This window comes from Marinomonas sp. 63XJN7_7_ISO-PGPR-S23-202 (assembly GCF_056173505.1).
The window spans coordinates 4,460,249-4,472,828 of record NZ_CM149677.1 but is presented as its reverse complement, the minus strand read 5'-3'; the positions used below and the strand labels follow the sequence as shown (position 1 = coordinate 4,472,828).

At 44.5% G+C, this 12,580-nt stretch carries 13 protein-coding genes and 1 other RNA gene; 8 read left to right on the top strand and 6 right to left on the bottom strand.

Annotated features, from left to right (window positions below; translation table 11 throughout):
* Nucleotides 1–186: 186 nt before the first annotated feature.
* Together ssrA and smpB are read right to left on the bottom strand one after the other, a co-directional pair.
* Nucleotides 187–548: a transfer-messenger RNA gene (gene ssrA, locus AC0VYG_RS20585) on the bottom strand.
* Nucleotides 549–664: 116 nt separating this feature from the next.
* Nucleotides 665–1,144, bottom strand: a complete 480-nt coding sequence (gene smpB / locus AC0VYG_RS20580) for an SsrA-binding protein SmpB (RefSeq protein ID WP_067020978.1) — start codon at nucleotides 1,142–1,144, stop codon at nucleotides 665–667.
* A 201-nt stretch (nucleotides 1,145–1,345) separates the two neighbouring features.
* Here smpB and AC0VYG_RS20575 point away from each other — a divergent pair, with 201 nt between their 5' ends.
* From AC0VYG_RS20575 to AC0VYG_RS20565, 3 genes are read left to right on the top strand one after another with little or no spacing between them, the layout of a single operon-like run.
* Nucleotides 1,346–2,704 (top strand): sodium-dependent transporter, encoded by a 1,359-nt coding sequence (locus tag AC0VYG_RS20575; protein WP_475429756.1) that lies wholly within the window; start codon nucleotides 1,346–1,348, stop codon nucleotides 2,702–2,704.
* A gap of 1 nt (nucleotide 2,705) precedes the next feature.
* Nucleotides 2,706–3,137, top strand: coding sequence for a type II toxin-antitoxin system RatA family toxin (locus AC0VYG_RS20570; protein WP_475429755.1), 432 nt, complete (start codon nucleotides 2,706–2,708; stop codon nucleotides 3,135–3,137).
* Nucleotides 3,130–3,417, top strand: a complete 288-nt coding sequence (locus tag AC0VYG_RS20565; protein WP_475429754.1) for an RnfH family protein — start codon at nucleotides 3,130–3,132, stop codon at nucleotides 3,415–3,417. The genes AC0VYG_RS20570 and AC0VYG_RS20565 overlap by 8 nt, the downstream gene beginning before the upstream one ends.
* On the opposite strand, the gene AC0VYG_RS20560 is transcribed toward AC0VYG_RS20565, so the two are convergent.
* The gene (locus tag AC0VYG_RS20560; protein ID WP_475429753.1) at nucleotides 3,414–3,731 is read right to left on the bottom strand and encodes an outer membrane protein assembly factor BamE; all 318 of its coding nucleotides are present in this window, start codon (nucleotides 3,729–3,731) and stop codon (nucleotides 3,414–3,416) included. The two genes, AC0VYG_RS20565 and AC0VYG_RS20560, sit on opposite strands and share 4 nt — an antisense overlap.
* A 69-nt stretch (nucleotides 3,732–3,800) precedes the next feature.
* On the opposite strand from AC0VYG_RS20560, the gene fur reads away from it, so the two are divergent.
* Nucleotides 3,801–4,211, top strand: coding sequence for a ferric iron uptake transcriptional regulator (gene fur / locus AC0VYG_RS20555; RefSeq protein ID WP_475429752.1), 411 nt, complete (start codon nucleotides 3,801–3,803; stop codon nucleotides 4,209–4,211).
* Between the two features lie 147 nt (nucleotides 4,212–4,358).
* Here the strand turns inward: fur and recN are convergent, their stop codons facing one another.
* Nucleotides 4,359–6,029 carry a DNA repair protein RecN gene (gene recN / locus AC0VYG_RS20550; RefSeq protein ID WP_475429751.1) on the bottom strand — a complete coding sequence of 557 codons (1,671 nt, stop codon included), beginning with the start codon at nucleotides 6,027–6,029 and terminating at the stop codon, nucleotides 4,359–4,361.
* 441 nt (nucleotides 6,030–6,470) lie between these two features.
* Nucleotides 6,471–7,415, bottom strand: coding sequence for a LysR family transcriptional regulator (locus AC0VYG_RS20545; protein ID WP_475429750.1), 945 nt, complete (start codon nucleotides 7,413–7,415; stop codon nucleotides 6,471–6,473).
* 185 nt (nucleotides 7,416–7,600) lie between these two features.
* Here AC0VYG_RS20545 and AC0VYG_RS20540 point away from each other — a divergent pair, with 185 nt between their 5' ends.
* Both AC0VYG_RS20540 and AC0VYG_RS20535 read left to right on the top strand, forming a co-directional pair.
* Nucleotides 7,601–7,936, top strand: a complete 336-nt coding sequence (locus AC0VYG_RS20540) for a hypothetical protein (RefSeq protein WP_199478452.1) — start codon at nucleotides 7,601–7,603, stop codon at nucleotides 7,934–7,936.
* Nucleotides 7,937–7,948: 12 nt separating this feature from the next.
* Complete coding sequence (locus AC0VYG_RS20535; protein WP_475429749.1) at nucleotides 7,949–8,920, top strand: alpha/beta hydrolase; 972 nt, start codon at nucleotides 7,949–7,951, stop codon at nucleotides 8,918–8,920.
* A 125-nt stretch (nucleotides 8,921–9,045) separates the two neighbouring features.
* On the opposite strand, the gene AC0VYG_RS20530 is transcribed toward AC0VYG_RS20535, so the two are convergent.
* Complete coding sequence (locus tag AC0VYG_RS20530; protein ID WP_475429748.1) at nucleotides 9,046–9,402, bottom strand: hypothetical protein; 357 nt, start codon at nucleotides 9,400–9,402, stop codon at nucleotides 9,046–9,048.
* A 671-nt stretch (nucleotides 9,403–10,073) separates the two neighbouring features.
* Here AC0VYG_RS20530 and AC0VYG_RS20525 point away from each other — a divergent pair.
* Nucleotides 10,074–11,000 (top strand): LysR family transcriptional regulator, encoded by a 927-nt coding sequence (locus tag AC0VYG_RS20525; protein WP_475429747.1) that lies wholly within the window; start codon nucleotides 10,074–10,076, stop codon nucleotides 10,998–11,000.
* A 127-nt stretch (nucleotides 11,001–11,127) separates the two neighbouring features.
* A complete protein-coding gene (tcuA, locus tag AC0VYG_RS20520; RefSeq protein WP_475429746.1) occupies nucleotides 11,128–12,552 on the top strand; it encodes an FAD-dependent tricarballylate dehydrogenase TcuA in 1,425 nt (474 codons plus the stop codon).
* Nucleotides 12,553–12,580: the final 28 nt, after the last annotated feature.

Sequence of the window (12,580 nt, the reverse complement as noted above, 5' to 3'; positions counted from 1 at the left end):
ACTGGAACAAACTCAAAACTAGTTTACTTCTATAGATAGCAACAAGAGATAAAAATTTACTAATGTTTGCTTCTGCCATAGAAAACATTCCCTGGTTTTTTGCAGTCCATTCATAATTTTGTAGACATTTTGTGGTCATGTCTACATTCATTGATTCATGTTTTTCTCATAAATCAACCACTTAAGTGGTGGAGGTGGGGGGGATCGAACCCCCGTCCGCCAGTCCTCTGCCATCGGCTCTACATGTTTAGTCGCTTCTATTATTTGACCACAAACCGCCCGAAGGACAGGGTGTTTATGGCGAGCCTACTTAGTCTTAGAACCTTATCCCTAGGCGGGGCATCGGTTAGCATCTTGTAATTTATGATACTGCGGAATCTCGGGCTACAAGCAACCTGAGGGCAGCACACTAGCAGGGGTTTAGGCTGCTAAAGCGTAGTTTTTGTCGTTTGCGACTATTAAATTGATACGGGGGATTTACGAGATCACGTATCACTCTCGACATGCACCTCAGGGTTTGCAACCGGCGTCGAAACCATGTCACCCCCTAAAGTTGACGCTATTCTAACTGAAACCGTTTCCCACGGCTAGGGGTGAGAGGGAATCTGCGTATTTAAAGTGGCCTTTATAACGCATTTCCACCTCATTCGATTCGTCATTATGGTTAGACACTGTGTTTCATTAAGCGCTCTTTATCACGGGCCCAATCGCGGTCACGTTCTGTGTCGCGTTTGTCGTGGTCTTTTTTACCGGTCACAAGGGCCACTTCGCATTTGATTTTATTGCCTTTCCAGTAGAGCGCCATGGCTGCACAGGTTTTGCCTTTTTGTTCGGTCACTTGGATAATACGATCAATTTCGTTGCGATTCAGGAGCAGTTTCCTTTGGCGCAAGGGTTCGCATACCACGTGTGTCGAGGCGGCAAGTAATGGCGTAATGCGCGCACCAATAAGCCAGGCTTCGTTTTGGTGGATAATGACATAGGAGTCAACCAGTTGCGCTTTGCCTTCGCGAAGACTTTTGACTTCCCAGCCAGCAAGGGCTAGGCCTGCTTCGAATTTTTGGTCTACAAAGTAGTCGTGCTTGGCTCGTTTGTTGAGCGCAATGGTTCCAGAACTGTTTGATTTTTTCTTTGCTTTACTCATAGTCGGAAATTATACGGTCGATAGACGTAAAAACCTATGCTTTTCTTGAGGTATGCGTCTTAATGTAAGAAAATTCGCTCTTAATAAATATTAGGGAGGTATAGAAGAGGCTCCCTAGCCATGACAGTTTGGCTTTCTACTGATTCTGCTTTCTGTCGTCCATTCATTCAAGCTACTTTGATGTAGCAAGAGCGTAAATTTATGCCTGAAAGTCGATGTTTACAAGGTATATGGTCGAGTCCTTGGATATTTATTTTTGCGGCAAGCGGATCTGCTGTGGGGTTGGGGAACATTTGGCGGTTTCCTTATTTATTAGGCGAAAACGGCGGCGGAGCGTTTTTGTTCGTTTATTGTGTCTGTCTGTTATTGGTTGGACTGCCGATTTTAATGGCTGAGGTGGCATTAGGGCGCACAGTTCGTTCTAATCCGATTGATACGGTAAATGATTTAAGCGAGCGCCGTCTTGTTCACTCTGCTTGGGTATGTGTGCCTTGGTTAGCGGGTGTGACGGGATTTCTCATTCTGACCTTCTACAGCGTGATCGCGGGTTGGTCGATGGCGTATGTTGAGCGCGCCGTGTCAGGTCAGTTTGTAGATATTTCGGAGCAAGGCGCTCAGAGTATGTATAACACACTGTTGTCCTCCCCTGGAGAAATGCTGTTATGGCATACTCTGTTTATGCTGTTAGTTGTGGTAGTGGTCGGGCAGTCGGTGACGCGTGGTTTGGCCGCCTTAGTGCGTATTTTATTGCCTGTGCTAATTGTGGTGTTGCTCATGTTGGCGGGTTTTGCTTTGTATAAAGGCAATGCGTGGGAAGCGGTTCAGTTTTTATTTCGCTGGTCGTGGCAAGACATTACGCTAAAGGTGGTGACGGCGGCGATTGGGCAGGCTTTATTTAGTTTAAGTGTGGGCATGGGCGCGATGTTTGCCTATGGCGCGTACATGAGTAAGCGTATGTCGATTGCCAGCGCGTGTTCGACAGTGGCCTTGATTGATCTGGCGGTTTCTTTGTTAGCGGGGCTGATCATTTTTCCGTTGGCATTTGCCTTTCATATCAATGTGCAATCAGGCCCGAGTTTGACCTTTGTGTCTTTGCCGATCATTTTTGGCAGTTTGCCAGCGGGTCGTGAAGTGGGGGGCTTTTTCTTTCTGCTGTTGACGCTTGCGGCCTTAACCTCGGCTATTTCAATGCTGGAGTTATTCGTTGCTTGGCTGCACGAGAAGTATTATATCGCTCGGATGAAAGCAGCCCTTTTGTTGGGTTTCTTGGTTTGGTTGATCGGCATAGCGGTTTTGTTGTCGTTTAATCATTGGGACAGAAAATTGCTGTACCATTTAAATTTCTTCGAGATACTCGATAAATTAACTTCCCATATTTTGTTGCCGTTAGGCGCAATGTTATTGTCAGTGTTAGTTGCATGGTTTTTGCCCCGTTCGGTTTTGCAGAACGAAATGGTGGCGAAGAAAAGTATGTGTTTCCAATGGTGGTACTACACCTTGAAGTACGTCAGTATTCCTGTATTGGTGTTGGTCACTTTTGCAGGTTGGATAGGAGTCTGATTTGAGTCGTATAGAGCGCTTTGCGTATGTTGAGTACAGTTGCAAGCAGATGTTTGATTTGGTGAATGATATTAATGGTTATCCGGAGTTTTTGCCTGGGTGTATGAATTCAACATTGATTTCAGAAACGCCGACAGAAATTATTGCTTCGTTGGAAGTGGGCAAAGGGCCTGTTCGTCAGTCTTTTACTACGAAAAATCATTTGCATGAGCCAAATGAAATCGTGATGGGGTTGGTGAAAGGGCCGTTTAAAAAGTTACATGGGGTGTGGTCATTTACAGAATTGTCACCCACAAGTTGTAAAATTGCCTTGAGTATCGATTTTGAATTGAGTGGTATGCTCAAGTTTGCCTTTGGTGGTGTTTTCAGCCAGATTGCCAACACCATGGTGGACGCGTTTAGTAAGCGAGCGAAGGTTGTCTACGGTGAATAATATTCATGTTGAGGTGGCGTACGCGCTGCCAGAGAAACAAAAAATTATTGCTTTGGATGTTGAAGAAGGGTGTTCCGTTAGGGAGGCGGTGCGTCGTTCGAATATTACGAGTTTTTTTCCTGACTTAGATATTGAGAACGCAAAGCTGGGTATTTTCGGCAAAGCCGTCCGTAATGCCGACGAGCAAGCGTTAAAAGAGGGAGAACGTGTAGAGATTTATCGCGAGCTCAAAGTTGACCCTAAACAAGCTAGAGCCAACCGAGCCGCGAAAAACAGTTAGTCGTTTTGTATTTTGATTAACGTGCCATCTTTAAAAATAAGCGTTAGCTTAGGCGCAGCACTTTTGGGGGTCTCCGGTGTTGCGTATTTGGTGGTGTACAAGTAATGCCATATATTGGGTTTGAACGTATCGCGAAGCAATGGCGTACCAAGAAGGTAAAGCACTTGGGACTCTGTCATACCCACTTTGAGCTGGGTTACCTGATCCTTTGTGACGATGTTGCCTTGCGCTACTGGCACTCTATATGGCGGCGGAAATAAACTGCATGCGCTGAGTGAAAATAAGGCGCATATAACTAAAATTGATTTTTTCATTGATAACATCCTAATTCGGGTGTGCTAATGATAAAGTAATTATTAACAAGATCGAATAGAGAATGCCTCATGACCAGTGAAAATCAAGAACTAAAAAAAGTTGGACTCAAAGTGACTCTGCCTAGAGTCAAAATTTTACAAATTTTAGAGAACGCCGGAGACCATCATTTAAGTGCCGATGATGTTTACCGTACCCTGCTCGATCATGGTGAAGATGTGGGCCTTGCCACGGTGTACCGTGTACTAACACAATTTGAAACCGCAGGTTTGGTAATGCGTCATCACTTTGAAGCGGGCACGGCTGTGTTTGAATTGGCGAAAGGAGATCATCACGATCACATGATTTGCCTAGAAACAGGTAAAGTCATTGAATTTGTCGACCCTGTGATTGAGAAGCGTCAACACGAAATTGCGGAAGAGTATGGCTTTGATATCGAAGATCACAGCTTGATCATGTACGTTCGTCCTAAGAAAAAATAACAATACCTTCGTTTTCTGGCTTGTCTATGGTTGGGATATGAGGGTGTGGCAAGACAATGTGGAAATGGACTGTTTTTAAACGTGTATTTCGATATTTAAAGGCCGACCAAGGCAGTATTTCATTGCTGCATTGGTCAGCCTTTTTTGTTATTGCAGTTGAACATTCCCCAGCATTTCTCTTGCATGGGCAAGGGTTTGCTCGGTCAGTTCTAAACCGCCCAGCAAACGGGCAATTTCTTGAGTGCGGTCCTGATCTTTCAATTGTGAAACTTGTGATGAGGTCGCATCGTCTGCCACTTTTTTGCTGACGCGTAGATGTTGGTTGCCTTGTGCTGCTACTTGCGCTAAGTGGGTGACGCAGAAAACTTGTCCGCGTTGTCCAACAGAACGCAACATGCGACCGACCACTTCGGCAATACCGCCACTGATCCCCACATCGACTTCATCAAAGACCAGCGTCGGAATGATGGACGTATGGGCGGTAACGACTTGAATCCCCAAACTAATACGTGACAGCTCACCGCCTGACGCGACTTTACGTAGTGGTTGAGCGGGTTGTCCTGGGTTAGAGGCAATCATATATTCGATTTCTTCAAAGCCATGGGCCGTCACTTGATTCAGTGGCTGGCAATCGATAAAGAAGCGCGCATGGGGCATGCCAAGGCCGTGTATTTGCTCTTCCACTTGTTTGGCTAACTTGTCTTTGGCGGCAATGCGTTTTTCGGTCAGCGTGGTTGCCAGCGCGGTGAGTGACTCATAAGCGCGTTCTTCTTTTTCTTTAAGATGGTCAAGGCTTTCTTCACCGCCTTGCAATGTTGCAAGTTCGGCATCTACAGACGCTCGTAGTGCAATCAAGGCCTCAGGTAATACCCGATGCTTGCGTGCCGTGTCATATATATCAGACAAGCGCTGTTCGATGTCACTGAGTCGTTCAGGGTCTTGTTCTAAGGTGTCTTGGTAGTGATGGAGGCTGTCTGCGGCTTCTTGAGCTTGAATTAAGGCCGCGTTCATCATCTCCAACGCATCTTCTAGCGCTTTTGTGGCCGGACGAATTTGGCCAGCACTGTTGAGTGCCTGGTTCAGCAAAGAGCAAACGTTACCTTCGTCGCTGTCCACCAAAATCCCGCTGGCTTGATAGGCTTTGTATTGGGAGTCGGCGATATTCGACAGAAATGCCTGCTCGTTTTCCAACGCCTCGATCTCGCCTTCTTTTAAATCCAGTTGTTCCAGCTCTTGAGACTGATAAGACAATAACTGAATTTTCGCATCCTGCTCAGCCGAGCGGTTTTGTAATAAAGAAAGTTCCTCTTTAAGTTGGCGCCATGTGCTGTATTGCTGGCTCACTTGCTTAGCAAGCTCGGTAAGCTGACCGTACTCGTCTAACTGCTTGCGCTGTGCGCTTTTCTTTAATAACGATTGATGCTCATGCTGACCATGAATATCGACCAAATAACTGCCGACCTCTTTTAAATCACCAAGGGTGCAAGGACGACCATTGATGTAGGCTTTAGAGCGACCTTCTTTGCTGATCACACGGCGTAGAATGCAGTGTTGATCGTTCTCTAAATCTCTTTCTTCCAGCCATTCATAAACATGTGGGTATTCTGTAATGTCAAAGGTCGCGGAAATATCCGCTTTCTTTTCCCCGTGGCGCACGACGGCCGCATCGGTTCTATCGCCCAAACACAACGACAACGCATCCACCATGATGGATTTCCCAGCACCTGTTTCGCCAGAAATCACCGTCATGCCTTTTTTAAACTCCAACTCAAGAGACTCAACAATAGCAAAATTGGAAATAGCGATGCTTGTTAGCATAGTCGGCTCCACAAAAGGAAAATATTTATATGGTTATTTATACAGTATTTGTTTGTTTTTTGACAAGTGGGCAGGGATTTAATTTTTGTAATGATTTGATGAAATTAAAACGAAGACAAACTTTTTAGAGCGAAGACAAAACACGGCTGACTACCGCTAAAACGTTGATTTTAGGCGTTTAAAGCGCTTTGTCTTCGGTAGCAAAATTTGAAGGTGACTAAACAGGGAAGTGTTAAAACTTTTTTAACTTAAAAGAGCCAAAAGCACGCCTGAACTCTTGGCTCTTTTGTATTTTATGTCCAGCTATCCGATAGCGCTTCGGCTATAAAAATATTTAGCCTTAGTATTGCCATCTTAGTTTTCTTAATATAACTGATGGATCTAGGCATCTGGTGCACTTGGATGTCTATAATTTCAGCTTCAGAGTCCATAAAAGTTCAATTAGGAGTGAATAATTTTCTCTCCAAGCCACTGTTCCGACGCAATTAATTCATAAACTACTTCTAGTATAACTTCTTTGACGCGGTTGAGTAGAAATGAGTCCGATTTTTGCTGCATTACAGCTAGGGATACAGTTCGAGTAAATTTGGGTTTTATGATTGGTTTGGCTACTAGAATTCCAGATTCTAGTTCAGACATAACCGATGAACGAGCTAACACAGCGACACCTACACCTAGCTCTATTTGCTTAATTAACTGATGCCCAGCATCAATTTCAAGAACAACGTTTAGTTCAACACCTTGGCGTACCGCTTCACTCTGAACCTCAGTCCTTAGGCCATGTCTTCGACTAGGAGCAACAAATGGAATCCCTTCTAAATCTCTGATCTCAAGTTCCCGAGGCATATCCTTTGCTAACGCAGTATTACTGATCAAATAAAGATCTTCATAAAGTATATCTGTTAGGTTAAGTTGGTCATTTCTTACCTGATTAAACAGGAAAGCAAAATCGATTTCGTCATTCTGAAGCCAGCCTTCTAAGTACCCAGAAAAAGCTTCTGCAACCGTTAGCTCAACCCCTGGTAGCCTCTCTTTGACGGCTGAAATCAGTGGGCTTATCAAAACTGACGACACCGATGGTGGGAGTCCTATGGAGACTGCACCAACAGGAGAACCTTCCCATGCTGAGATTTCGGCAACAGCATCTTCTATAAGCGAATTTACCCTAGTTGCATAGCGAAGAAGAATTTTCCCCTGTTCAGTTGGAATGATTCCCCTAGAGTGTCTTTTAACGAGCTTTGTTTTGAGTGCTGATTCTAATCGTTGCACACGTTGAGTGATAGCTGATTGAGTTGTATTTAAGGTTTGAGCAGCTCGAGTCATGTTCCCAGCTTCACATACCGCAACGAAGTCGTGCAGAAGTGCGATATCTTTTGATCTAAACATAGGTATCACCAATTATAATGTCTACTAGCATAAAAGATTATTTTTAATAATACATTAGTGAAATTAGAATTAAATGACATATCGAATAAATATAAAAACAGGAGATAAATATGAAACGTTTTTTTGCTGGGTTACTTGCTGCAAGTATCTTAACCACGGCATTAGTTTATGGGTAGGAGATAGGTATGCCTGTTATTAAAATTTTTTATGCAGAAACGCTTGATGGAACTATTCGAGAAAATCAGGAATTTATTCAGGAAGGGCTAGAGAGAATGATGCGAGAAGTTTTGCATGCTAATCCTGCTAAATGTCAGATAGTGCTCTTGAGTTCTACTTTTGTAAGTCCTCTACCTGTTTATGTAGATATGCAATTTAGGGCAACTGAATATCGACAATCCATTGTTGTAGAAGAAGCGATGGATCAAGTTGTCAGTGTATTTAGGCAGGTCTCTCCAACTGGGATTAGAATCCGCGCGTTTTCAATTGATCAAACAACACTTTACGCTCGTGATGTTGAGTGAAGGGGAAATATTATGGGTAACAATGAGTTAAATTCTCTCAATCTAGCTGAAATTGGTAGTTTTTTTTCAGGTGGCAAAATAGTTACACTGGCTGGGCAGCCAGCTCGTAAAGTACAGGTCGCAAGAAATGCGGAAGCTCGCTTAGTCGATCTTAACGGCGACTATGTAACGGGGCAAATTTATGTCCAATATGTTCGTCAAGTTCAGCCGAAATGTAATAGTCCAATTATGTTTTGGCATGGTGGAGCGATGACAGGAGTGACTTGGGAGACTACTCCAGACGGTCGACCTGGCTGGCAAATGTATTTTTTGCGTAGAGGGTTTGATACATATGTATGTGATGCAGTTGAACGAGGGCGAGCGGGGTGGTCTCCTTATCCAGAAATATACGATACAGCCCCCATTTTCAGAACGCGAAATGAAGCATGGGAACTATTTAGATTCGGTAAAAGTGATCACTACTCAAGTGATGCAGATCCAAGTCAAGGATATGAGGGACTAAAATTCCCGTTAAATAGTCTCGACCATTTCTGTTCACAATTTGTGCCGCGCTGGACGGATCATGCATCTATTACATTAGAGGCATATTACTCAGCATTAGAGAAAATAGGTCCTGTGTGGCTAGTAGCTCATAGCCAAGGCGGAAATTTTGCACTTGAAGCTGTTGCCAAACGTCCTGGTCTATTTCTAGGAGTGGTCGTTGTTGAACCTGCATCAGCACCTGACAAGTTAGGACTTGCCAATCAGGTACCTCATTTGTTTGTGTGGGGAGATTACATTGATAGATCGGTTACTTGGCAAGGGTATAGGAAACAAGTTGACCAATACGTAGCGGAGCTGAAAGGCACCGGTGGTAATGTAAAAGTCATTGATCTCCCTAAACTGGGAATCTATGGTAATTCACATGTGCCAATGATGGATACCAATTCTGATGAAGTTGCTCATCATATCTATCATTGGATCCAATCCTGTATGTCTTGTTAGGTCAATGAATTAAATTTTTCTTCTGATTTTGGATGGAACTGGACTTCTCAGACTTTACTAGGCACCCATTAGCATTAATGTCTAGTTAAAAAAGGTTTTTTATGAATTCCAGTCATTTACCATTCCTATCCAATCAAGACTTTAATAGCTTTCCATAGGTCTGCGCCTTTCTTTGTCAGGATTATTCGTTTGTTTTTGCCCTGATCAAGGAATGTTAGGAGTTCTAGGCCGTCCCTATCTCGGCTTTTTGAACCGGATGAAAGCTTCAAAAAAATGGATTGAACTCGCTTATACTCTGGATCGTATCCATCATCTGCATGAGAAAGTTGCATTAAAGTTGGTCGATCTGTTTGGGACTCAATGCTCATGGCTACATCGATAAAAAAATGCAGTTGTTTGACGCTGTGAATGCCGTAAAGCGCTGCGTTATCAAGAATGATCAGTAGCTGTGATGCGCTTAGTTTTAAATTCTCTTTATGCATTCAGTTTGCTTAGCCAAAATCAGAAGTATGCTGTCTAACTTTAGCTGGTAATTGCTTATTGCGCTATAGCCACATCAACTGTGGTTACATATCCTTCAAATAGTCTGATAACCTGAAGAAGATTATTTATCTATAAATTTTTTAGCATGCTCGAATGTTAGGCTGCGCTTTTTTTAAATGTAGGCGTTTATCAGCAGAACGGTTTACCACTATGTTTTAGTAAGTTTTGATGTCTTTTAAGTTATTTTTCTTCGTTTTAATTTCATTTCCCCCGTGTTTTTAGTCCCCATCTATAGCGGGTTACAGCGGCGTTTTGTCTTCGTTAAAATTACATCAAGTCAGTAATCTAATGCAATCAGAGTGTAGGCAAGTGGTGTGGAGGCGAAGACAAAACCCAATGACTTACTTCTAACTCGTTGACTTTAGTGTGGTAAAATTGTCTGTCTTTAGCTGCTAAAACTGAAAGTAGCTGAAAGGTCGACTTTAAAGCGTTTTCATTTTCAATTGCAGCAAATGGTGAACAAATATGCTGGAAAGGCTTACGTTCAGCGGATAGATGTTTTCTAAGTGCTTTGAAGTAGTTGATTGTTGATCCTGCAAGAGAAGAAAACTCTCCGAACGACAGAAGGAATAAACAAGCTTCAAAACATAAAAACAAAGGTGAAAGAGCGATGGAACTTCGACAGTTTAGGTACTTTTTAAAGGTCGTTGAATGCGGCAGTTTAGGTAAGGCCGCCCTTGAGTTGGACGTCGGTACTTCTGCGTTAAGTCAGCAAATATCAAAATTGGAAAACGAACTGGCCACACGGCTACTTAACAGGACATCAACGGGGGCTCTTCCGACGAGTGCAGGCATTGCATTTATGCATCATGCTCAACTTGCTATAAGGCAAGCAGAGCAGGCAGCCATGGCGGCTCAAAAAGAGCGAACCAGTGGCTATGTCAGTATCGGCATGCCACCGACGACGGCTACCGTTCTTGCTCTCCCTTTAATTCGCGCAATGCGAGAGAATTATCCTCATATCCATCTTCATATAATAGAGATGTTATCTGGACATTTAGAAAATATGCTGAATACGCGACAGCTAGATTTGGCAATATTATTTCATAAAGAGACGGTTCATCGTTGGAGTACAAAAGCGTTACTCGATGAAGAGTTATTCCTCATCTCTTCACCAGAAGACTTAAATGCATCTGGTGCCTTGTCTCCCGTACATATCAAAAATTTAGCGGATATAAAGCTGATCATGCCAAGTGGGCAACATGGATTGCGAACCAGTTTGATGGCTGCTTTTGAGCGACACAATATTCACCCCAATATCATTATGGAAATTGATGGGCTTACGCTTCTAATGGACACGGTTCACCAAGGCTTTGGGGCAACCATTCAACCCGGAGCGGCTGCCGCTCGCTTTGGTAAAAACGGATTATCTATCCGTCGCATTGAAGATAACCAATTAATTCGTCGAAACTATCTGGTCAGTTTACCAGACGATGACCTTTCTCCGAGTGCGCTGGCGGCTCGTGCAACCATTATCAAGGTGGCCAAAGACTTAGTGAATAGCGGTATCTGGTCTGGAGCAAACTGGATCGGTTAGCATGAAAATGGGGTTTAATTTTTCTAAATACCTACCTGCAAAACCGCACTGTCGATGACGGCTTTCGCACAATAGTATTTCTCCGATACTGAAAAGCTATGCTGCTTCTCATGTAATAGGAGAGCTTATGATCGATGTTCTGGTTATTGGCGGTGGTAACGCCGCTCTGTGTTCCGCCCTGATGGCCCGTGAAGCGGGGGCTAGCGTCTTGTTGCTTGAGGCTTCACCACGTGAGTGGCGGGGTGGTAACTCTCAGCACACCCGAAACCTAAGGTGCATGCACGATGCCCCCCAAGATGTACTGGTTGACGCCTATCCAGAAGAAGAATTCTGGCAAGACCTGCTGAAGGTGACGGACGGCAAGACCAACGAAGAGCTGGCTCGATTGGTGATCCGAGAATCGTCCACCTGTCGGGATTGGATGCGTCAACACGGTGTTCATTTTCAACCGCCTCTTTCAGGTGCTCTGCATGTCGCACGGACTAATGCGTTTTTTATGGGGGGCGGAAAAGCTCTGGTCAACGCCTACTATCGAAGCGCTGAGCGGTTAGGTGTGCAAATCCGATATGAAACCCCTGTTGAAGATTTAGAAATCAAAGATGGACGGTTTGTCGCCGCATTGATTCCTGAGCGCCAAGTAAATGGTGTCCACTTTGCGGCGGAACGTATCGAAGCCAAAAGCTGCGTGTTAGCTGCGGGTGGATTCGAATCCAATCGAGATTGGTTACGCGAAGCTTGGGGGCAAAATGAACGGGGTGAATACCCGTCCGATAACTTTTTGATTCGTGGTACTCGTTTCAATACCGGAACATTACTCAAACGCATGCTCAGCCTCGGCGCTGACCGCATAGGAGACCCAACGCAAGCTCATATGGTCGCCATTGATGCTCGTGCTCCTTTATACGATGGCGGCATCTGTACACGTATTGACTGTGTATCCCTCGGTGTTGTGGTGAATAAAGAGGGTGCGCGTTTCTACGACGAGGGAGAAGATTTCTGGCCTAAGCGTTATGCAATATGGGGGCGCCTAGTGGCCCAACAGCCAGAGCAAATAGGTTTCTCAATCATAGACAGTAAAGCGGTTGGTCACTTCATGCCACCAGTGTTTCCCGGTAGTAAAGCCGATTCATTAGAACAACTCGCTGATCAACTAGAACTTCCCCGCGAGACCTTCTTGCGCACTCTTCAACGCTACAATAAAGCCTGCCGCTCCGGTTCTTTCGATCATACGAAATTGGATGATTGTGCGACAGAAGGAATCTCACCCGCCAAAACTCACTGGGCTCGTCCTATCGATACGCCACCGTTTTATGGCTATGCCCTCAGGCCGGGAGTGACGTTCACTTATCTAGGGCTCAAGACGGATGCAACCGCAGCCGTACGTTTTGCTAATCAACCGAGCAAAAACCTGTTTGTCGCAGGGGAGATGATGGCTGGAAACGTACTTGGTAAGGGTTATACCGCAGGTGTTGGTATGTCGATTGGTACCGCTTTTGGCCGCATCGCAGGCCACAATGCAGCCTTATCCTGCTTGGACAGACAGCCCGTTTAGATTGCCTGAATACATGACTAATAGAGAA